Origin of the sequence: Ochrobactrum sp. S1502_03 (genome assembly GCF_044435015.1) — a bacterium.
In the GTDB taxonomy this organism is placed as follows: Bacteria; Pseudomonadota; Alphaproteobacteria; order Rhizobiales; family Rhizobiaceae; genus Brucella; species Brucella chromiisoli.
The window spans coordinates 52774-73922 of record NZ_JAYEXN010000008.1 but is presented as its reverse complement, the minus strand read 5'-3'; the positions used below and the strand labels follow the sequence as shown (position 1 = coordinate 73922).

Here is a 21149-nt window from a genome sequence, read left to right as displayed (position 1 = left end):
TCCTATTTTTGAGGGTAAGAGGACATGCTTTCTCGAAGGCAACAAGTCCTTTTCTCCTAAATATTAAAGCATTGAAATTTCGTGCTTTGAAATGGGAGTTTGTGATATATCGAACATCATAAACAGTAAGGGGACGCGTCGATGAGTATCGATATTGGTGGCAGGCTTCGCTATGTGCGCATGCGGCAGAATCTGTCTCAGCGAGAGCTTGCAAAACGGGCTGGCGTGACCAATTCCACCATATCGCTGATCGAAGCCAATCAGTCCAATCCATCAGTTGGTGCATTAAAGCGCATTTTGGATGGAATTCCTATCGGAATGGCCGAATTTTTCGCGCTGGAACCGGATGCGCCGCATAAGGTTTTCTATCAGGCGGATGAGCTGGTGGAGATCGGCAAGGGGCCGATTTCCTATCGGCAGGTGGGTGATCACCTCTTTGCGCGTTCGCTGCAAATCCTCAAAGAGCGTTATGAACCTGGATCGGATACCGGCAAGGTTCTGCTCATGCATGAAGGCGAGGAGGGGGGAATCGTCATTTCCGGTCGCATCGAAGTGACGGTTGGCAGCGAGCGCCGCATTCTTGGTCCGGGCGATGCCTATTATTTCTCAAGCAAGCTACCGCATCGGTTCAAATGCGTGGGACCGGTGGCTTGCGAGGTGGTGAGCGCCTGCACACCACCAAGTTTTTGATAGTGTTCAGCTTATGAGTAGCGGGCGATGCTTAAATCGTCGGCCTGAATGTCCGGTTTGTTGCCGGAAATAAGATCTGCGAGAAGCTTGCCGGAGCCGGGGCCCATGGTCCAGCCAAGTGTGCCGTGGCCCGCATTGATAAACACGTTTTCGTAGCGGGTTGCTCCGATGATCGGCGTTGAATCCGGCGTCATGGGACGCAGGCCCGACCAGAAGGTTGCAGCCTTGAGATCGCCGCCGGGGAACAGGTCGCTCACCGACAGATCAAGCGTTGCGCGACGTGCTGCCGGCAGATCTTTGGTAAAGCCGGAGACTTCGGCCATCCCGCCCACGCGGATGCGGTCGCCAAGGCGGGTGATGGCAATCTTGTAGCTTTCATCAAGCACGGTCGAGACCGGCGCCAGTTCTTCATTGATGATCGGAGCGGTGATCGAATAGCCTTTGACCGGATAGATTGGAGCGTTCAGGCCAAGCGACTTGACCAGTGCGGGCGTATAACTGCCGAGCGCCACAACATAACGATCAGCTGTCAGAATGCCTTCCGACGTTTCGACACCGGAGACTTTTCCACCTGTCAGCAAAAGCGATTTGATATCGATGCCGAAACGGAACTTGACGCCAAGGCCTTCGGCAATTTTCGCCAGTTCATTGGTGAATTTGAAGCAGTCTCCGGTCTCATCATTTGGCAGGCGCAGGCCGCCGACGAATTTATCGCGGGCGCGCGCCAGAGCAGGCTCAATGCGCACGCAGTCTTCGCGGTCGAGCACTTCAAACGGCACGCCATCCTGACGCAGCACTTCAATATCTTTGCCGATGCCGTCGAGCTGATACTGTTCGCGGAAGAGCTGCAAGGTGCCCTGCATGCGCTGGTCATATTGAATGCCAGTCTCATCGCGCAGCGCGATAAGGCAATCACGGCTATATTCGGCCACGCGGACCATACGGCTTTTATTGACCTTGTAGCGGCTCTCTGTGCAGTTGGCGAGCATCTGCAACAGCCAGCTATACTGCTTTGGATCAGAGCTCAGGCGCAGAATCAGCGGCGCATGTTTCTGAAACAGCCATTTTGCGGCTTTCAGCGGAATGCCGGGTGCGGCCCAAGGTGAAGCATAGCCTGGCGACACCTGACCGGCATTGGCGAAACTTGTTTCCAGTGCAGGGCCTTCTTCACGGTCAACGACAGTGACCTCGTGGCCAAGCTTGGCCAGATAATATGCAGTGGTGACGCCAACAACGCCGCTGCCCAGAATGATGATATGCATGTTCGCCTCTTATTATTATGCGTGTGTGCCGGCTTCGCTATCGTTGTAAACGCGGGCATAGCGGTGGCCTAATGATGTGAGAATTTCATAAGGAATTGTGTCGCAATCCCGCGCCACATCTTCAAGCCGTTGATGCGGGCCGACGAGTTCAACCAGACTGCCGAGCTTGAGCGTGTCTTCCGGCAGGGCCGTGACATCAAGCGTGATGGAATCCATCGAAACGCGCCCGACAATCGGCAGGCGCGTGTCACCATAAAAGGCCGATCCTTTGTTGCTCAAAGAGCGGAACCAGCCATCGGCATAGCCGACTGCAATGGTTGCAATGCGCATGGGTTTTTCTGCGATAAAGGTGCCGCCATAGCCGACCGCCGCGCCCTTGTCGATATCGCGCACCTGAATGACGCGTGCGGATAGTTCGAGCACGGGGCGGATTGGATTTTCGCGGGCGTCCGGGCCGACGCCATAAAGGGCGACACCGGGACGAGCGAGATTGAAGTGATAAATCTGATCAAGGAAGCAGCCGCCGGAATTTGAAAATGCCACGGGCAGTTTTGGCAGACGCGCGAGCGCTGCATTCATGGCTGCAAGCTGGCGGGCATTGGCCGGATTTTGCGGCTCATCGCCGCTCGCCAGATGGCTGATGACAAATTTGACATCGATATGGTCGAGCAGATGCTGGTCATTGACCAGTTGGTCAAGTTCTTTGGCCGACAGGCCAAGACGCGACATGCCGGTATCGATTTGCAGCAAAGCGGGCAGTTTTTCGTTCAAGCTTGCAGCCAGTGCCGACCAGTTTTCAATCTGTTCCAGCGAATTGAGAACCGGCAGGATTTTCTCGCGTGCGCAGGCAGCTTCTGTGCCGGGTTGAAGGCCATTGAGCACGTAAAGCGTTGCATCCGGATTGAGAAAAGGCCGGAGCGAAATGGCTTCGCCCAGATGGGCGACGAAGAAATCGCGGCAGCCTGCTTCATAAAAAGCCGGTGCGACGCGATTTGCACCAAGGCCATAAGCATCAGCCTTCACCACAGCGGCGGTGCGCGTGGGGGCGATGCGACTGGAAATTGTCGAATAATTATGACGCAGAGCCGCAAGGTCGATCGTTAATATGCCACCCGCAGCAAGGTCGTGTTCGGTCTGGGAAAAATGCATCGACATATCGGTCATTTCCAGTTCACTCAAATGATTGCGGGATGAACAGGACTGATCCGCTTCCCCCCAAAAAGCTGATTGTTGCGGAAAGCAAAGGCCATAATGGATTGCCTCCAAAACAATAGCGATCATGATAGTCGAAGACTATTCGAATGTTTTTGCAATTTTTCGCATAATATGCGAATTTTTGCATGATTTGCGCACTTATTAGCTTTTGAGTTGAAGATTCTGCATGGCCATACTGGATAGCATAGACCGCAATATCATCCGCTCTCTCAGGCGCGATGGTCGTATGACCAATAGCCAGCTTGCAGGCGAAGTGGGGCTGTCACAGTCGGCCTGTCTCAGGCGCGTGCAGATTTTGGAGGAAAGCGGTGTCATTCGCGGATATACCGCCATTGTCGGGTCTTCAGGCGGCGATGAGCGGCTTGTCGCCATTGTGCGCATCACGCTGGACCGGCAGACGGAAGAATATCTCAACCGCTTTGAAGAGGCGGTGCGCCGCCATCCTGAAGTGCAGGAATGTTATCTCATGACGGGGGATGCCGACTATATTCTGCGGGTTGAGGCAGAGAATGCGGCTTCTTATGAAATCATTCATAAGGAAATTCTCTCGCGGCTGCCCGGCGTTGCGCGCATTCATTCGAGCTTTGCGATCCGCACCGTGCTTTTGTCAAAAGCGCCCACAAGTCGTGCATGAAAAAGCCCGGCGCAGGGCCGGGCTTCTCTTGATGATCATACGCTTGTTTTAGCGGAATTCGTAACGAAGACCGGCGCGGACAGTATGGAGGTTAAAGCCGTTATCGCGTGCCTGTGCGCCTGTTGCGCCGGGGCCGACCGCATTGCCGTAAGGGTTTGTGCTCTGATCTGCCGCATCGAACGCATAAGCTTTGCCGCCATTGACACGCAGATAGCGATAGCCAACATCAAGTTTGAGCTGGTCGGTGAGATCGTAGCTGACACCGGCCATCAGAGCCATTGCAAAACGCCAGCTGTCCAGTCCGTCCTTATCGCTTGTGTAAGAGCAGCCCGCGCAAACTTCATGGGTTTTCCATGTGTCGTATTTGACGAATGCTGCGCCAAGCCCCGCACCGACATAAGGTGTCAGGCCGCCAACCTTGCCAAGATCAACATAGGCGTTGGCCATGGCTGTCCAGATATTTGCTGTCGAGTTATCTTCGTAATTGCAATTGTCTTCGACGGGATTAAAGCCCTTGGCAGATTTGATGTAGCTTGGGCAGGCGGTCCGTCCGTTGATGCCGGCACGGAAGAAATCCAGTGTGGCATCGGTACGCAGCATTTCATTAAAGCGATAGCCAACACCGAGACCGTATGAAGCGCCGCCTTTGAGTTTGAAATCGTCATAACGCAGATTGTCATCAATGCCGCGATAAGGTGGGTCAAACTGATTCCAGAAGGCCCAATCGCCGTCAGTCTTGTTTTTGAAATTATAGCCGATATCACCGCGAATGTACCAACCCGCAGCGACAGGCAATGGAGCCGGCGCAACAACCGGATCGTCAAGAATAATGTCAGCTGCGTGCGCTCCATTTACAGCGATCAGCATCCCACATGCCATGAGCGCAATCGCGGAAACATTTTTCATCTAACCAACTCCAAAATAAACCAATGTCGGCCCCAGAACCGTTAGCTGAAGATGGTAAATGAATATGCTTAAGTTAATGTTACTTTCTATTAGGGAGTGCTAAATATGTAGTGCGGGTTGTAAAGAATAAGTTTCGCAGCGGCGATCTGATGCAATCAAATCGCCGCTTTATCTGTTTGTTTTTAAATGTTTTTTTAAAATACGGTGTCTATATTTTTTTTACTTGAAGTCCGTCGATTTTATTATTGTTTGATCAATATCATCGATGTTGCGCTTGCCGCACAACGCCATGGTAATGTCGAGCTCCTTGCGGATGATTTCCAGCGCGAGTGTAACGCCTTCCTTGCCCATGGCACCAAGCCCGTAAAGGAATGGACGGCCAATAAAGACACCCTGAGCACCGAGCGCACGCGCTTTGAGCACATCTTGCCCGGAGCGGATGCCACCATCCATATGCACTTCGATCTTGTCGCCGACCGCATCGACAATCGGCTTAAGCATGGAAATGGATGAAGCGGCACCGTCCAACTGGCGGCCACCATGATTGGAAACGATGATGGCGTCGGCACCGGTTTTGGCTGCCATCTGTGCGTCTTCCACATCAAGGATGCCTTTGAGGATCAGCTTGCCGCCCCATTGTTCCTTGATCCATGCAACATCGTTCCAGTTGAGCTGGGGATCAAACTGTTCATTCGTCCATACAGAAAGGGAGGACAGATCCGTTACATTCTTTGCATGGCCTGCGATGTTGCGGAAGGTCCGGCGCTGTGTGCCCATCATGCCAATGCACCAGCCGGGCCGGGTCGCCATCTGCCAGATATGCTTTGGGGTAAATTTTGGCGGCGCGGAAAGTCCGTTGCGCAGGTCCTTGTGGCGCTGGCCAAGGATTTGCAGATCAAGTGTCAGCACCAAAGCCGAGCAACCAGCCGCTTTGGCACGGCTGATCAGGTTTTTGACAAATTCGCGATCCCGCATGACGTAGAGCTGGAACCAGAAAGGCTTTTTGGTCACAGAGGCCACATCTTCGATTGAGCAGATGCTCATGGTTGAAAGGGTGAAAGGAACACCGAAAGCCTCAGCAGCCTGTGCGGCCAGCATTTCACCATCTGCATGCTGCATGCCGGTGAGGCCTGTCGGGGCAATTGCCACTGGCATTGAGACTTTTTCGCCGATCATCGTCGTTTCAAGCGAACGGTTGGTCATATCAACCAGCACGCGCTGGCGAAGCTTGATCTTCGCAAAATCAGCTTCGTTGGCGCGATAAGTCGATTCCGTCCAAGCCCCTGAATCCGCATAGTCGAAAAACATTTTCGGGACGCGGCGCTTGGCAAGTCGCTTCAGATCAGCGATCTCGACGATGTTGGGCATGGTCTCTCCCTTTGTGGTCAGTTTTGTTTACCAGTCGAATGACTGATTGTTTCAGGGAAATCAAGAGCGATCCAACAGGCGTTGGTTGTTCACTCTCGGTTATTTGATCACATCTCTCTTTCAACTATACTATCTACTGGCTTTTGTGACTGAGATATCGATGCCATATGCTATGACGTACAGATAAGCTTGTGAGAATTAGCGGCCATTTTTGACGCATATTGAAGGTCAATAGCCTGAAAAAAGTAGCATTGTTGTACATAAAGGGTTGGGCTGAAACGCTGTGCAGTCGAGGATAGCAAAATGAGCAAAACTCACGACACCAGATTTATTGGCAAGAAGTCGAGTGCTGCCGGCGGATGGGGTGCGTTGAAAAGCTGTGGCAAGCAATTGCTGGCCAGCGGTGCACCGCTGACAGGTGCGCGCGCCCTTCTCAAGGCCAATCAGCCTGACGGCTTTGATTGCCCCGGCTGCGCATGGGGCGACCCGGAACACGGCTCTTCCTTTGAGTTTTGTGAAAATGGTGTGAAGGCTGTCGCTTGGGAAGCGACGGAGCGGCGCACAACACCGAAATTTTTCACCGAGCATACGGTGTCCGAACTGCGCGCATGGACGGATTATGCGCTGGAAAACACGGGCCGCCTTACGCATCCGATGCGTTACAACGCGGCGACTGATACATACGAAGCCGTTGAATGGGATGAGGCTTTTGCTGCCATTGGCAATATTCTCAAGAGCTTTGACAACCCTGATCGGGTTGAATTCTACACATCGGGCCGTGCTTCCAATGAGGCCGCTTTTCTCTACCAGCTTTTTGTGCGCTCTTATGGCACCAATAATTTCCCCGACTGCTCCAACATGTGCCACGAGGCCAGCGGTGTGGCTCTGACGCAATCTGTTGGTGTTGGCAAAGGGACGGTTCTGCTTGAAGATTTCGAGCAGGCCGATGCGATTTTCGTGGTCGGCCAGAACCCCGGTACCAACCATCCGCGGATGCTGGGCGATCTGCGTCGCGCAGCGGAGCGTGGTGCGCAGATTGTGGTGTTCAACCCAGTGCGCGAGCGTGGCCTTGAGCGGTTCTCTGATCCGCAGGACAAACTTGAAATGATGCATGGCGGCAGCGAAGCCATTGCAAGCGACTATTATCAACCGCGTCTTGGGGGTGATCTTGCGGCATTCCGCGGCATGGCCAAGGCTGTGTTTGCCGCCGATGATATAGCACTTGCCGCCGGAGAGCCTTCGGTTCTCGACCGGGCGTTTCTCGCACAACATACGGCAGAGTTTGAAGCCTATCGCAAGGCTGTTGATGCGACGACCTGGGAGGAAATTGAAGACCAGTCCGGTTTGCTGCGTCCGTCGCTTGAACACGCAGCACGCATTTATATGCAGGCTGACAAGGTTATTTGCACATGGGCGATGGGCATTACGCAGCACCGCCATTCGGTGATCACGATCCGTGAAATCACCAATTTCATGCTGTTGCGCGGCAATATCGGTAAGCCCGGTGCCGGGCTTTGCCCTGTTCGCGGCCACTCCAATGTGCAGGGTGATCGCACGGTTGGCATCAATGAAAAGCCGTCAGCAGCGTTTCTTGATGCGCTTGAAAAAGAATTTGGTTTCAGCGCACCACGTGCGCCGGGGCACAATGTGCTGGCCGCGATTGGTGCGATGCTTGATGGCTCGGCAAAGGCATTTATCGGCCTTGGTGGCAATTTTGCGCGCGCAACACCGGACAGCCCGATGATTGCCAAGGCATTATCCGGTCAAAGGCTGACCGTGCATATCGCGACCAAGCTTAATCATTCGCATCTTGTGCCGGGAGAGGATTCCTTTATCCTGCCATGCCTTGGACGCACGGAAATTGATCTCAATTCCAAAGGCGTTGCGCAGATTGTGACTGTTGAGGATTCCATGAGCATGGTTCATGGATCGGGGGGCATTAATAAACCCGCATCGCCGTTGCTGCGTTCAGAGGTTGCGATCATTGCCGGTCTGGCCAATGCAACATTGGGGCCAAAGCCGGTTAATTGGCTTGAACTGGCTGATGATTATGATCTCATCCGCAATCATATAGCGCGGGTACTGCCTGATTTTTATGATTTCAATGCGCGTGTTCGCGTGCCGCGCGGCTTTCATTTGCGCAACAGCGCGCGCGAACTCGAATGGGCAACGCCCAAAGGCAAGGCGACATTCTGGAGCGGTGCGCTGCCGGAAGCCGTTGAGCACCAGCAGGCACGTGATAAGCCGGGGCGTTATGTTCTGCAAACCTTCCGCAGCCATGACCAGTATAACACGACCATTTATGGCATGGATGACCGCTATCGCGGCGTTTACGGCGAACGACAGGTCGTGTTCATGAACCCTGCCGATATGTCGGATATTGGCGTTGAAGCGGGTGATCGGGCCGATATTGTCGGTGATTTTGATGATGGGATTGAACGGGTCGCGCGCAATTTCCGCTTTGTGCCTTATGATATACCGCGTGGCTGTATTGCCGGTTATTATCCCGAGATGAATGTCCTTGTGCCACTTGGCAGTGCAGGTGACGGAAGCGATACGCCGACATCAAAATCGGTTATCGTGTCATTTCGTCCTGTGCAGGCGGTGCGCGCGTGAGCGAAGAAGCCGAGTATATGGCGCTGGTCGATGCACTTGAGGCGGCATCAGGTAAAATTTCACGGCTCGGCGCGGGTATTCTTGCTGCCGCAGCACGCGATATTGCATCGGACAGCCGCAGTTTTTCACGGATATTTGGCGTTGCGCATGCGCTTGTGTTGCGGGAGCTTGTGACGCTTGGTGCAGAGGGCGGCTCTCTTCGCATCCGCCAAAGAGACGAGCGAACGCAACGCACCCGTTACGAGCTGAGCGCTGTCGGTCACCGGCTTGTCGAAGAGGTGCAATTATAATTTTCTATCATTAATTATGTTTATAAAGCCTGCTTTTAACGGCAACCTTTTGGTTGCATTGTGCCTGCGAAAAAACAGTGAGAATCGTTAAATGGCCGCAAGAGTTCTTCTCCTTGTTCATGGTGGGCGGAGGGTGTGCAAAGCAATCGCGCGTGTCCTTATTGCGGCCGCTGCGGTTCTGGCTTCGGGCCTTGTGGCGCATTCTGAAATGAGCGGAACGATTCCGGTCGCTGTGATTGAAAGCAAGCTGGTCGATTACCAGCCGCAATTGACGCTGTCGGGGGCTGTTGCTGCCCGTTCTCTGGTCAATGTATCCTTTCGCCTGAATGGACAGATTGTCGAGCGCCTTGTTGAGATTGGTCAGCATGTTGATAAAGGCGAGGTTCTTGCCCGGATCGATAATGCCGAGCAAAAGGCCAATATGCGCGTTGCACAAGCCTCGCAGGATGCTGCAAAAGCGCAGCTCGTTCAGGCAGAAGCCGGTTTTAAACGTCAGCAGGCTTTGCTGGGGCAGGGGTTTACCACGCGCAGCCAGTTTGATCAGGCACAACAGGTTTTACGCACGGCACAAAGTACGCTTTCCAATGCTGAAAGCCAGTTGAGCAATGCGCGTGACGAGTTGTCTTACACAGAGCTTCGCGCTCCGGCTGCCGGTGTTGTAACCGCGCGCAATGTGGAGAGCGGGCAGGTTGTGCAGGCCGCACAAACCGCGTTTTCAATTGCCGAAGACGGTGCACGTGACGCGATTTTCGATGTTCAGGAAACGTTGGTCAACCATGCCAAAATTGGCATGGGCGTGACACTGGGCCTGCTTTCCGATGAAAATGTTAAAACCGAAGGAAGTATTCGTGAAATCTCTCCGGTGGTCGATGCGCAGACAGGCACTGTGCGTGTGAAGGTTGGTATCTCAGAGGTGCCAGCGCAAATGGCACTCGGCGCGATTGTGACCGGCACGGTTCATATGGATGGTCAGCAGGTTTTCATTTTGCCGTGGAGCGTGATGACATCGGATGCCGGGAAAACGGCTGTGTGGCGGGTGGACAAGAAGACCAAGCTTGCAACGCTGGCTCCTGTTCGGGTGTTGGCGTTCGAGAAGGAGCGGGTGATCGTTGCATCTGGTCTGAATGCCGGAGACCTTGTTGTCACCAAGGGCGCGCAATTGCTGCGTTCTGGTGCCCATACAGAGATCATGCAGGGTCTGGAAGGAGCGGGCGCGCAATGAAACCGATGCTGAAACTCTGTTGCGCCTTCGTTTTTTCCGCTGTCCTTTTGACAATTGCAGCCTGTGGCAAGGAGGACGATCAAATAGCAGGGACTGAGCCTGTTCGTCCCGTGCTTTACACAATTGCTGCGTCAAAGCCTGAAACACAAACCAGCTTTGCCGGTTCCATTGAGCCGCGTTATTCAACAAATCTGGCGTTTCGGGTGCTTGGTCGCATCATTGCGCGGCCTGTTAGTATCGGCGATCTGGTGAAAAAAGGCGAGACGGTCGCCATGCTTGATCCTGCGACGCTTGATCTTGCGGTGCAATCGGCAAAAGCCGACCTTGCAAGCGCGCAGGCTCAGTTTGCCAATGCTGCCGGTAGCGAAGAACGCCTGCATATTCTGCTTAAGGGCAATAACATTTCGCAAGCCGATTACGATGCAGCAAAGCAGGCGCGTGACAGTGCTGAAGCCGGACTTGAAAAAGCGCAGGCAGGCTTACGCAAGGCGGAAGATCAGCGTGGGTATGCTGTTTTGAGCCCGGATTTTGATGGTGTCGTCTCTGCCACCAATGCAGAAGTTGGTCAGGTTGTGGCCGCAGGACAAGCCGTGATGACGGTTGCACGCCCCGATATTCGCGAAGCAGTTCTCGATATTCCTGACAGTATGCGTGACTATTTTGCGGCCGGTACGCCTTTTCATGTTCAGTTGCAGGCGGATCCGAGCGTGACAGGTCTTGGCAGAGTGCGCGAGGTGGCGCCGCAAGCAGATGCGCAGACCCGCACGCGCCGTGTTCGGATTGCGCTTGATAATCCGCCGGAAGGTTTCCGCCTTGGCGCAACAATTCGGGCAGGGCTTGCAAGCGCTCAGAAAGATCATGTCACTTTGCCGATACAGGCATTGTTTGAAAAAGACGGAAAAACTGCAATCTGGGTAATTGATCCAAAAACGCAAACTGTAAGTCTTCACGAGGTTGAGCTTGTCGAGCGCCGCGCCGACAGTTTTCTGGCAAACAATGTGGAGGTGGGAAGCTATGTGGCGACGGCTGGTGTGCACCAGCTTGAAGAAGGTCAAAAAGTCCAGTTGGATGCAAGGGGAAGCAGCCTGTGAAAAAAGGTTTCAATCTTTCTGACTGGGCGCTGAACCACCGCTCGCTGGTGTGGTATTTTATGATGGTGTTTCTGGTCGCGGGGCTTGTGTCCTATCTCGACCTCGGTCGCGCCGAAGATCCGGAATTCACCGTCAAGACGATGGTCGTTCAGGCAAGTTGGCCAGGTGCTTCCATCGATGAGACGATGAACCAGGTCACAGACCGGCTTGAAAAGAAGCTCGAAGAGCTTGATACGCTTGACTACACACGCAGCGTGACAACGGCTGGCAAGTCGGTTGTGTTTGTGTTTCTTAAATCGACAGTGCGCAAGAAGCAGGTGGCAGAAGCCTGGACTGAAGTGCGGCACATGCTCGATGACATCAAGCCAAGTTTGCCTGATGGCGTTTATGGGCCTTATTACAACGATAAGTTCGGTGATGTATTCGGCAATATTTTTGCCTTCACCGCTGACGGGTTGTCGATGCGGCAGCTTCGCGATTATGCCGAAGATGTGCGCACAAAAATCCTCACCATTCCCAATGCCGGTAAGGTTGAGCTGATCGGTGCGCAGGATGAGGCAATTTATCTCGAATTCTCGACGCGGCAGGTCGCAGCCCTTGGTCTTGATCAGCAGGCAATTCTCAAAGCGCTTCAGGATCAGAATGCGATCACGCCCTCTGGTGTCGTGCAGGCGGGGCCAGAACGCATCAGCGTACGGGTGAGCGGCCAGTTCAACTCTGAAGATGATCTGCGAGCCGTCAATCTGCGCGTGAATGACCGTTTCTTTCGCTTGTCCGATGTTGCGACGATCACGCGCGGCTATGTCGATCCGCCATCAGCGATTTTTCGGGTTAATGGCCAAGATGCGATTGGTCTTGGCATCGGCATGAAACCAAATGGCAATCTGCTGGAATTTGGTGCAAAACTTGATGCGATGATGGAGCAGGTGAAAGCTGAACTGCCGGTTGGCGTTAATGTTTTCAAGGTTGCCGATCAGCCTGAAGTTGTTCAGGATGCCGTCTCCGGCTTTACCAAAGCGCTGTTTGAAGCCGTTGTCATCGTACTTGCGGTAAGCTTTATCAGCCTTGGCCTGCGTGCAGGTTTTGTCGTGTCGCTTTCCATTCCGCTGGTGCTGGCGATCACCTTCCTTGTCATGTCATTGATGGATATTTCGCTGCAACGTGTGTCGCTTGGGGCGCTGATTATTTCGCTGGGACTTCTGGTCGATGATGCGATGATTGCGGTTGAGATGATGGTTGCGCGGCTGGAGCATGGCGATCCCATCAACAAGGCTGCGACCTATGTTTATTCGCATACGGCCTTCCCAATGCTGACAGGCACGCTTGTGACGATTGCGGGTTTTATACCGATTGGCCTCAACACGAGTCAGGCCGGTGAATATACATATACGCTTTTTGTGGTGATTGCTGTTTCGCTGATTGTTTCCTGGATTGTGGCCGTGTTGTTTGCCCCGCTTCTGGGTGTGACTTTCCTGCCCAAAAAGATGAAGCACCATGAAGAAAAGCGTGGCCGCTTCTTTGAGGCCTTTTCGAAGACGCTGGTTTTGGCGATGCGTCATAAGTGGATCACGATTCTGACGACGATTGCCTTGTTTGTCATCTCGGTTTTTGGAATGGGCTTTATTGAACGTCAGTTCTTCCCGGAGTCAGACCGTCCCGAACTGGTGATCGACTGGACCTTGCCGCAAAACAGCTCAATTGCCGATACCAAGGCGCAGATGGAGCGCTTTGAGCAGACGATGCTCAAGGATAATCCGGACGTCGATCACTGGAGCACTTATATCGGGCAGAGCGCGATCCGCTTCATTCTTTCCTTCGATGTGCAACCTGCCAATCCCTATTTCGGGCAGATGGTGGTTGTTGCCAAGGACGTGGAGGCGCGCGATCGTTTGAAGGCAAAATTTGATGAGGCCTTGCGCAAGGATTATGTCGGCACGGATACGTATGTGAAGTTCCTTGAACTGGGCCCGCCGGTTGGGCGCCCGGTACAATATCGCATCTCCGGGCCTGATATTCAGAAATTGCGTGGTATCGCGCAGGACTTTGCCGGCATCATGAATGCAGATAAGCGATTGGGTGTCGTCAGCTACAACTGGAATGAACCCGGCCGTGTTATCCGTGTGGATGTCATGCAGGACAAGGCGCGCAAGCTTGGCATTTCGTCCAAGGATATTGCCACGACGCTCAATGGCGTGGTGGGTGGCATTCCGATTACGCAGGTGCGTGATTCCATCTATCTGATTGATGTCATCGTGCGGGCGCAAGAACACGAACGCGATTCCATCGACACATTGCAGAGTCTGCAAATCGCAACCGGCAACGGCAGCTCCGTGCCGCTCGCAGCCATTGCCAACTTCCATTATGAGCTGGAGCAGCCGGTGGTCTATCGCCGTTCGCGCATTCCAACCATCACGGTTGCTGCCGGTATTAATGACAATACAATGCCGGATACGATTGTGAGTGAATTGCAGCCTGCGGTGAATAAATTCATCGAAAATCTGCCGGCGGGTTATTCGATTGTGACGGCGGGTACAGTGGAAGAAAGCGGCAAAAGTCAGGGGCCGATTATCGCCGTTGTGCCGCTGATGCTGTTTGTCATGGCAACAGTTCTGATGCTGCAATTGCAGAGTTTTCAGCGCTTGTTTCTTGTGGTTGCAGTTGCGCCTCTTGGTCTGATTGGCGTGGTTGCAGCCTTGCTTCCGAGCGGGAAGCCGCTGGGCTTTGTTGCCATTCTTGGCGTGCTGGCGCTGATCGGCATTCTTATCCGTAACTCGGTTATTCTGATCGTGCAGGTGGAAGAACATATCAGCGAGGGCATGCATCCGTGGGATTCGGTTGTGCAGGCAAGCCAGCATCGTATGCGGCCTATTGCATTGACCGCTGCAGCTGCAAGTCTGGCGCTCATTCCGATTGCGCGAGAAGTTTTCTGGGGGCCTATGGCCTATGCCATGATGGGCGGAATCATTGCCGGGACGGCGATTACGCTTCTGTTTCTCCCGGCCCTTTACGTGGCATGGTTTCGCGTCAAGGAGCCGGATCAAACAGAGGTGGGGCCGCAGCCACAACATTGATATGAGTTTGAAGACGTATCCGGAGAATAAGCATGCAAACTGTTCCATCCCTGATGCTGCAAGAAACCGAACAGTCGCCATCCGTGGTGGCGAAACTTCTTGCTGCAGAGGCCGGGACATTTGCTGAGATCGGACGGCTATTTGAAAAATCGCCCGCAGTCATTACGACGGCTGCACGTGGCTCTTCCGATCATGCGGCGACATTTTTCAAGTATCTGATGGAGATTGCCACAGGCATTCCGGTTGCCTCTGTCGGGCCATCGGTGGCTTCCGTTTATGGCGCGAAACTCAGATTGAAGGGGGGGCTGCATTTCACTGTGTCGCAATCGGGGGCAAGCCCGGACATCATTGCGGTGCAGGATGCTGCAAAGTATGGAGGAGCGACGACTGTTGCCGTTGTAAACGTGACCGATAGCCCGCTTGCAAAAGGGGCTGATATTGTGCTCGCTCTTCATGCGGGCGAAGAGAAAAGCGTTGCGGCGACCAAGTCCTTCATTGCCTCTGTTGCTGCCCTTTCGGGTGTGGTGGCCTCAGCCAGCCAAGATGCAAGATTGAAAGATGGTTTGAGCCGCCTGCCGGAAGCCTTGGCTGCAACAAGGCCGGAAGGCCGTGCGGTGGTGGAAGACTTGCTGGTCGAGGCAAAATCACTGTTCACGGGCGGACGCGGCACAGCCTATGCCATTTCGCTTGAGGCGGCGCTTAAAGCGAAGGAAACGGCCAATATTCACGCGGAGGCGTTCTCGCTTGCAGAGCTGATGCATGGACCGATGCGGCTGGTGGAGCCAGGCTTTCCGATTCTATCGTTCATACCGCAGGATGAGGCGCTTGAAACAAGCATTCAGGCCCTCAACAGGCTTAAGTCCTTTGGTGCAAACCTTGTTTCATTCGGCGATGCCGACGTTCCGGGCCATCGGGTGCCTTCTGCATCTACCGGGAATGGTCATCTTGATCCGCTGGTTTCGCTCATTAATTATTATCGGATTGTTGAGGCGGTCACGCGCCGTAAGGGCTATGATCCGGATAAGCCGCGTCATCTGAACAAGGTGACATCGACGGTTTAACTCCACTTCTTGAGGTCTTAACGCATTATCGACTTGATAGCGCAATCCGGTCAGTGCATTACGCATTCTGGCATGGTTGGCACCTTATCGTACAGTAGAACGGACGGTGTGGTTATGCCTGCGTAATAGAGGAATTCCGATGCATAATTTTGTCTTGACCGTCACCTGCAAATCCACGCGCGGTATTGTTGCTGCTATTTCGGGTTATCTTGCGGGTAAGGGGTGTAACATCATTGACAGCGCCCAGTTCGACGATCTGGATACCGGCCGCTTCTTCATGCGCGTCAGCTTTATTTCCGAAGAAGGTGTTGCACTCGAAGCCTTGCGCGAAGGATTTGGAGCAATAGCCGCGCCTTTCGCAATGGATTTTGATTTTCACGACGATGCCCACCGTACAAAGACGCTGTTGATGGTGTCGCGTTTTGGCCATTGCCTTAACGATCTTCTTTATCGTTGGAAGATCGGTGCGCTGCCGATCGATATTGTGGGCGTTGTGTCCAATCACTTCGATTATCAGAAGGTCGTTGTTAATCACGACATTCCATTCCATCATATTGCCGTGACCAAAGCTAACAAGCCAGAGGCCGAACAGCGTCTGATGGATATTGTTGAGAGCACGGGCACGGAACTGGTGGTTCTGGCGCGCTATATGCAGGTTCTGTCCGATCAGCTTTGCCAGCAAATGTTGGGCAAGATCATCAATATCCACCATTCTTTCCTGCCATCCTTTAAGGGGGCAAACCCTTACAAGCAGGCCTATGAGCGTGGTGTGAAGCTGATTGGCGCCACAGCGCATTATGTGACTGCCGATCTTGATGAAGGTCCGATCATTGAGCAGGATGTGGCGCGCGTGACGCATGCGCAAAGTGCTGCCGATTACGTGTCCATTGGCCGTGATGTCGAAGCGCAGGTTCTGGCGCGCGCCGTTCACGCGCATATTCATCATCGTTCATTCCTCAACGGCAATCGTACCGTTGTTTTCCCGGCTAGCCCCGGGTCGTTCGCATCTGAGCGCGTGGGGTGAAATCCAAGCTGAATAACTCTTAAAAAGCGGCCTAATAGGTCGCTTTTTTTATTGAAGGTTTTTTACAATAGTTGTGAAGAAAAAATTGTTATTGATGTCTTGAGCAGTAATTCAAAAAAAATTTATGTTATCTGTAAGAGGAAATTATGAAAAATTATTTTTTATCTATTGTTTCAATGTTGACATTGATTGCTTCCACCCCTGTTTATGCGAACCAGGAAAATATCACGCACATAGTGCCATCCAGTACATTTAATACATCAGCTATGAATGCATCGCGGGTGCTTTATAATGGAAATTTTGCGTCAGCAACAAATAAATACTTAGCTTTCGATAGCCAATGTCTTTATGGCTCACAGGACGAGTGTGAAGCAGCTAACGATGATGATGTGACGGGTGAGCGTGGTATGTGCTACTCGTCTAATGACGGCTGTTGGCACCCTGTTTCGGGTTAAGAGATGAGCACTGGCGTTGGATCAATTTAAGGTCAGATGGAATCTCTTATAAATGATAGATTAGAGCGTGCCGCGGTTAATCGGATCGCCTAGCTCGCTCTATCTTATTGTTTTTACGCATTTCCAGCAAAACCGCTGCGCACTTCTGCTGGAAATGCTTTCATGTATTGTCCGGTTTAGACTTTAATGGCTAAACTGTCGGAATGTGATTTTCGGATACAGCTCCGGCAAATTTCGTTTGATGGTGTCGCGATATGATTGTGGTGCTGGCGATGCCAGAATTATAGCGCGTCCCTTGCTGCTGGAGATGATGTTAAGAACGCCAGCGTCGACAATCTCTCCCCTTTTTATCGAAATTTTACCGTCAAGTTGCAATGGTACAAGCGATTTTTTCGCGCCCAGTCCAAAGAAGCCGCGACTGCTGGCTTCAAGTACGCTTCGATGATTGGCGTCCCAGCTACAGATGATGCGCGATATGCCATATTCGCCCGGTGCTATCGGCTGGAATGACACGCGAATATCCTGACTATCCAATACGTCGAAGACACCAGGAATGTTCAAGGTAGCCATCCTGAGAGTAATCTTACCAAGATCAGCGAAGCTGAAATTTTGCCCGATATTCGTAACATTATGCGGCACCAACAGGCCATTCTCCAGTGGTTGCAATTGAATGTTCGCCTGATGGCATATTTTACCATTAATCGTCACGCGAGCGACGATTGCAGCACCTTTCGCAGCGACATAGCCCTCCGTCTTGCGCGCGCTTTCAATCGCGCTTTTGTTAAGCGCTGTAGGGTCCGAGCTGGTATTGCAACCACTTAAAACAAGAGAGCCGACCAAAATACCAAGCAGAAGAGATAAAGTCGATTTAGACATGCCGCCCCGCAGTGAATAAGAAAACATGCTGGTGCTTATTCGGGAGGCGCAGGCTTGTTGCAATGCAACTATTGTGTATTATCCACAATATGAGAAATTGGTTATGCTCAACAAAAAACCCCGCCAAAAGCGGGGTTTTCTTTTTATCTATCGTGAGACCGATTAGTCGATGTCGAAGGAAACACCCTGTGCGAGCGGCAGAGCCTTCGAGTAGTTGATGGTGTTGGTTGCGCGGCGCATATAGCCCTTCCACGCATCCGAACCCGATTCACGACCGCCACCGGTTTCCTTTTCGCCGCCGAATGCGCCGCCGATTTCAGCACCCGAAGTGCCGATATTGACGTTTGCAATGCCGCAATCCGAACCTTCAACCGAAAGGAAGCGTTCTGCTTCCTGCAGGTTGAGTGTGAAGATCGACGAGGACAGGCCTGCGCCAACTTCGTTGTGGCTCGCCAGCACGTCGTCGAAATCGGAATACTTCATGACGTACAGGATCGGTGCGAAAGTTTCTTCGAGAACTGGGCCTTCCTGCTTTGGCATTTCCACGATTGCCGGGCGCACATAGTAAGCGTTTTCATGGCCGGTTTCGACGCGTTCGCCGCCCTGAACCTTGCCGCCGTGAGCGGCTGCTTCCTTCAGTGCCTTCTGCATGTTGTCGAAAGCAACCTTGTCGATCAATGGACCAACCAGAGCTGTGGTTTCGAGTGGCGAACCAACGGTAACGCTGGCATAAGCCTTTTGCAGACGTGGGACGAGTGCGTCGTAAACGCTTTCATGCACGAAGAGACGACGCAGTGTGGTGCAGCGCTGACCAGCGGTGCCCATTGCACCGAAAGCGATGGCGCGCAGTGCCATGTCGAGATCTGCCGATGGGCAGACGATACCGGCATTGTTGCCGCCGAGTTCGAGGATCGCACGCGCAAAACGCTTTGCAAGACGTGGGCCAACTTCGCGGCCCATGCGGGTCGAACCGGTTGCCGAAACAACTGGAACCTTCGGGCTGTCAACGAGGACTTCACCAACTTCACGGTCGCCGAGCAGAAGCAGCGCAATGCCTTCTGGCGCTTCACCGAAACGCTTGAGTGCGCGCTGGAAGATTGCGTCGCAGGCAAGAGCGGTCAGAAGAGTCTTTTCCGAAGGCTTCCAGACAACCGAGTTGCCGCAAACGATGGCCAGCGCAGCATTCCACGACCAGACAGCAACAGGGAAGTTAAAGGCCGAGATAACGCCGACAACGCCAAGCGGATGCCAGGTTTCCATCATGCGATGGCCAGCGCGTTCGGTTGCGATGGTGAGACCGTAGAGCTGACGCGACAGGCCGACCGCGAAATCGCAGATGTCAATCATTTCCTGTACTTCGCCGAGGCCTTCCGAAGGGATCTTGCCAGCTTCAAGCGAAACGAGACGGCCGAGATCTTCCTTGGAAGCGCGGAGTTCTTCACCCAGGAGGCGGATCAGTTCGCCACGCTTTGGCGCTGGAACGGTGCGCCATGCGCGGAATGCTTCATCAGCCTTGTCGATGATCTTGACTGCATCGTCCTTGCTGTGGGTCTTGACCGATGCGATCTGCTCACCGGAGACCGGGCTGAAGCCAGCGAGGTCGCCCGACGTGTAAAGGGCTGCGTCAACGCCAAGCTTTGAAAGCAGCTCTGCGGCTTCTTTTTTCACGTCGAGCTTTTTAACAGTGGTGTTCATGTTTATCCTCTTAACCGGCTTAATCACGAGAGCAGTTTAAATTAGAGCGGGTTCGTAGTTACTGCTCTCGTTGTTTATATTTACGCATTGTCCGACGCAAAACCGCTTCGCACTTTTGCTGGAAATGCTTAGTTATTCTGCTGCTTCAAGACCGCTCAGGCGGGCCTGTACAGCTCTAATGGTTTCGCGTTCGATGCGAGCATAATGCTCGAATTCATTAAGAACTTTGGCGCCAAGGTCTTCCTCGAAACGCTTCTGGTTCGGGCTTTCCACAAAATCCTGCGCATCGTCGTCGCCCAGATTTGACTGGAAGATACCAGCCGCACTGACCGGCAGGAAGTCTTCATAGATGATCGGATCGAACTGGACTGCGCCGCCTTCGATCAGAGTTTCAATATCGGTATCGGGTTTGAAAGCTGCAAGACGTGCAGCATCCTTGACCGAATAGGCGAAATAGCCAAGCGCTTCTTCGCGAATGCCTGCCCATGTATCCGGGAAAGCGGCAAAGGTGTCGCTCAGTGCCTTCACATATTCAGCCGAATTCGAGCCATCAGGCGCTGGGCGGACAATGGCGCGGGTGTCGTTGAGCAGCTTGTCGTAAAGCGCACGGCCCTTTGGCGTCAGGGCAACGCCACGCTGTTCGATTTCACCGAAACGGGCAGTGTGGGAGCCTGGGGTCCAGGTGCCGTCTGCGTTGACGAACGAAACTTCTTCTTCCAGTGCTTTGAACGAGGTCTGGCGCAGAAGGATCGGGCATTTGCGGGTTGGTGGACCTTCGACAACTGCCTTCGGATTAATGCCGCGATCCGGCATCTGGGCCTGCACGGCGTCGATGTCGAGCGTGCGTGGTGTCAGGTGGTTGATGTGCGGTCCCTTGAAGGAAACAACGTCGGCGATCAGGCGATGCGCATCGTGGAGGCGGTGGTACAGCTCAGCGCTGACATTGGCATGATCGTGCCAGCGGAATGTTTCGAGCACTTCTGCAACGAAGGTCTTCGCGTCAGCTTCATCAAGGCCGCCATTGGCTTCCGCCTTCTCGACAAGCGCAATTGCGCCCGGCGTGAAGATTTGGCGCTTCGCGAGAACGTCTTCCGATTCTTCGCGCAGCTTCTCATCAGAGATCAGATCAAGGCGCAGGAGCGAGGTGAAAACACGGAACGGATTGTGCTTGAGTGCGCTATCGTCGATCGGGCGGAAGGCGGTGGAATGCACTGGCACACCAGCGGCACTCAAATCGTAGTAACCAACCGGGAACATGCCCATGACCGAGAAAGCGCGGCGCATCATGGAAAGCTCAGCGGCAGTGCCCAAACGAATGGCACCGTGACGTTCTTCGGAAATGCGTTCGAGCGAATCTGTTTCCGTCAGACGCTCATGCAGATGCTTGTCGTCTGCGAGAACTTTTGCGTTCACATCGGAGACGAGTTCCATCAACGTGCCATAAGCAGGCACTTCTTCCTTATACATGGCCGACATGGCTGCCGAAAAGGCGGAGCGAATGGCGTCCGGCGAAACGAATTTCTGCGCGTTCATTGCAAGAGCTTCCGTAGAAGTTGGACCGTCTGCTTAACTGGTATGTCGATTTTCAAAAAACATACCGCGATTATGATGAAAATGTATCATATCAGCCGTTTTGGGGTTATGATCGCGACGAAAGCAACTATGTTAATGCG

General features: G+C 53.3%; 17 protein-coding genes. 10 read left to right on the top strand and 7 right to left on the bottom strand.

The annotated features are described in order from the left end of the window. The first annotated feature begins 141 nt into the window (after positions 1–141). The gene (locus VBH83_RS08305) at positions 142–690 is read left to right on the top strand and encodes a cupin domain-containing protein (protein ID WP_007876209.1); all 549 of its coding nucleotides are present in this window, start codon (positions 142–144) and stop codon (positions 688–690) included. Between the two features lie 11 nt (positions 691–701). Here the strand turns inward: VBH83_RS08305 and VBH83_RS08300 are convergent, their stop codons facing one another. Next, positions 702–1952 (bottom strand): D-amino acid dehydrogenase, encoded by a 1251-nt coding sequence (locus VBH83_RS08300; protein WP_265985659.1) that lies wholly within the window; start codon positions 1950–1952, stop codon positions 702–704. 15 nt (positions 1953–1967) lie between these two features. Continuing rightward, complete coding sequence (gene alr, locus VBH83_RS08295; protein WP_265985658.1) at positions 1968–3116, bottom strand: alanine racemase; 1149 nt, start codon at positions 3114–3116, stop codon at positions 1968–1970. Positions 3117–3333: 217 nt separating this feature from the next. On the opposite strand from alr, the gene VBH83_RS08290 reads away from it, so the two are divergent. Continuing rightward, the gene (locus VBH83_RS08290) at positions 3334–3801 is read left to right on the top strand and encodes an Lrp/AsnC family transcriptional regulator (RefSeq protein ID WP_265985657.1); all 468 of its coding nucleotides are present in this window, start codon (positions 3334–3336) and stop codon (positions 3799–3801) included. Positions 3802–3849: 48 nt separating this feature from the next. Here the strand turns inward: VBH83_RS08290 and VBH83_RS08285 are convergent, their stop codons facing one another. Beyond that, positions 3850–4707, bottom strand: coding sequence for an outer membrane protein (locus VBH83_RS08285; protein WP_265985656.1), 858 nt, complete (start codon positions 4705–4707; stop codon positions 3850–3852). Positions 4708–4926: 219 nt separating this feature from the next. Next, the gene (locus tag VBH83_RS08280) at positions 4927–6075 is read right to left on the bottom strand and encodes an alpha-hydroxy acid oxidase (RefSeq protein WP_265985655.1); all 1149 of its coding nucleotides are present in this window, start codon (positions 6073–6075) and stop codon (positions 4927–4929) included. Between the two features lie 303 nt (positions 6076–6378). On the opposite strand from VBH83_RS08280, the gene VBH83_RS08275 reads away from it, so the two are divergent. The 8 genes from VBH83_RS08275 to VBH83_RS08240 all read left to right on the top strand — a co-directional run bounded on the left by VBH83_RS08275 (position 6379) and on the right by VBH83_RS08240 (position 16905). After that, complete coding sequence (locus VBH83_RS08275) at positions 6379–8691, top strand: FdhF/YdeP family oxidoreductase (RefSeq protein WP_265985654.1); 2313 nt, start codon at positions 6379–6381, stop codon at positions 8689–8691. 17 nt (positions 8692–8708) lie between these two features. Continuing rightward, complete coding sequence (locus tag VBH83_RS08270; RefSeq protein ID WP_265985710.1) at positions 8709–8981, top strand: hypothetical protein; 273 nt, start codon at positions 8709–8711, stop codon at positions 8979–8981. A gap of 91 nt (positions 8982–9072) precedes the next feature. Then, the gene (locus tag VBH83_RS08265) at positions 9073–10203 is read left to right on the top strand and encodes an efflux RND transporter periplasmic adaptor subunit (RefSeq protein WP_396997132.1); all 1131 of its coding nucleotides are present in this window, start codon (positions 9073–9075) and stop codon (positions 10201–10203) included. Continuing rightward, entirely contained in the window at positions 10200–11294 is a 1095-nt protein-coding gene (locus VBH83_RS08260) for an efflux RND transporter periplasmic adaptor subunit (RefSeq protein ID WP_396997127.1), read from the top strand. Before VBH83_RS08265 ends, VBH83_RS08260 begins: the two co-directional genes overlap by 4 nt. Continuing rightward, positions 11291–14365 carry an efflux RND transporter permease subunit gene (locus VBH83_RS08255; RefSeq protein WP_265985651.1) on the top strand — a complete coding sequence of 1025 codons (3075 nt, stop codon included), beginning with the start codon at positions 11291–11293 and terminating at the stop codon, positions 14363–14365. The genes VBH83_RS08260 and VBH83_RS08255 overlap by 4 nt, the downstream gene beginning before the upstream one ends. Positions 14366–14397: 32 nt before the next feature. Beyond that, positions 14398–15426, top strand: coding sequence for an SIS domain-containing protein (locus tag VBH83_RS08250; RefSeq protein ID WP_396997125.1), 1029 nt, complete (start codon positions 14398–14400; stop codon positions 15424–15426). 139 nt (positions 15427–15565) lie between these two features. Further along, the gene (gene purU / locus VBH83_RS08245) at positions 15566–16450 is read left to right on the top strand and encodes a formyltetrahydrofolate deformylase (protein WP_265985649.1); all 885 of its coding nucleotides are present in this window, start codon (positions 15566–15568) and stop codon (positions 16448–16450) included. 146 nt (positions 16451–16596) lie between these two features. Continuing rightward, entirely contained in the window at positions 16597–16905 is a 309-nt protein-coding gene (locus VBH83_RS08240; protein WP_265985648.1) for a hypothetical protein, read from the top strand. Between the two features lie 183 nt (positions 16906–17088). Here the strand turns inward: VBH83_RS08240 and VBH83_RS08235 are convergent, their stop codons facing one another. From VBH83_RS08235 to VBH83_RS08225, 3 genes are all read right to left on the bottom strand, one after another. Then, on the bottom strand, positions 17089–17781 hold the full coding sequence (locus VBH83_RS08235; RefSeq protein WP_265985647.1) for a hypothetical protein: 693 nt from the start codon (positions 17779–17781) through the stop codon (positions 17089–17091). A 162-nt stretch (positions 17782–17943) separates the two neighbouring features. Beyond that, on the bottom strand, positions 17944–19476 hold the full coding sequence (locus tag VBH83_RS08230) for an aldehyde dehydrogenase family protein (RefSeq protein WP_265985646.1): 1533 nt from the start codon (positions 19474–19476) through the stop codon (positions 17944–17946). A gap of 132 nt (positions 19477–19608) precedes the next feature. Further along, on the bottom strand, positions 19609–21009 hold the full coding sequence (locus VBH83_RS08225) for a VOC family protein (protein WP_265985645.1): 1401 nt from the start codon (positions 21007–21009) through the stop codon (positions 19609–19611). Between the last annotated feature and the right edge of the window lie 140 nt (positions 21010–21149).

Excerpts from the sequence above, each read along its gene's own strand:
- VBH83_RS08260 (WP_396997127.1), top strand. The coding sequence starts at position 10,200 with ATGAAACCGATGCTGAAACTCTGTTGCGCCTTCGTTTTTTCCGCTGTC.
- VBH83_RS08285 (WP_265985656.1), bottom strand. The coding sequence starts at position 4,707 with ATGAAAAATGTTTCCGCGATTGCGCTCATGGCATGTGGGATGCTGATC.
- VBH83_RS08230 (WP_265985646.1), bottom strand. The coding sequence starts at position 19,476 with ATGAACACCACTGTTAAAAAGCTCGACGTGAAAAAAGAAGCCGCAGAG.
- purU (WP_265985649.1), top strand. The coding sequence starts at position 15,566 with ATGCATAATTTTGTCTTGACCGTCACCTGCAAATCCACGCGCGGTATT.
- VBH83_RS08290 (WP_265985657.1), top strand. The coding sequence starts at position 3,334 with ATGGCCATACTGGATAGCATAGACCGCAATATCATCCGCTCTCTCAGG.
- VBH83_RS08300 (WP_265985659.1), bottom strand. The coding sequence starts at position 1,952 with ATGCATATCATCATTCTGGGCAGCGGCGTTGTTGGCGTCACCACTGCA.
- VBH83_RS08270 (WP_265985710.1), top strand. The coding sequence starts at position 8,709 with ATGGCGCTGGTCGATGCACTTGAGGCGGCATCAGGTAAAATTTCACGG.
- VBH83_RS08280 (WP_265985655.1), bottom strand. The coding sequence starts at position 6,075 with ATGCCCAACATCGTCGAGATCGCTGATCTGAAGCGACTTGCCAAGCGC.
- VBH83_RS08305 (WP_007876209.1), top strand. The coding sequence starts at position 142 with ATGAGTATCGATATTGGTGGCAGGCTTCGCTATGTGCGCATGCGGCAG.
- VBH83_RS08235 (WP_265985647.1), bottom strand. The coding sequence starts at position 17,781 with ATGTCTAAATCGACTTTATCTCTTCTGCTTGGTATTTTGGTCGGCTCT.
- VBH83_RS08240 (WP_265985648.1), top strand. The coding sequence starts at position 16,597 with ATGAAAAATTATTTTTTATCTATTGTTTCAATGTTGACATTGATTGCT.
- VBH83_RS08225 (WP_265985645.1), bottom strand. The coding sequence starts at position 21,009 with ATGAACGCGCAGAAATTCGTTTCGCCGGACGCCATTCGCTCCGCCTTT.
- alr (WP_265985658.1), bottom strand. The coding sequence starts at position 3,116 with ATGACCGATATGTCGATGCATTTTTCCCAGACCGAACACGACCTTGCT.
- VBH83_RS08250 (WP_396997125.1), top strand. The coding sequence starts at position 14,398 with ATGCAAACTGTTCCATCCCTGATGCTGCAAGAAACCGAACAGTCGCCA.
- VBH83_RS08265 (WP_396997132.1), top strand. The coding sequence starts at position 9,073 with ATGGCCGCAAGAGTTCTTCTCCTTGTTCATGGTGGGCGGAGGGTGTGC.
- VBH83_RS08275 (WP_265985654.1), top strand. The coding sequence starts at position 6,379 with ATGAGCAAAACTCACGACACCAGATTTATTGGCAAGAAGTCGAGTGCT.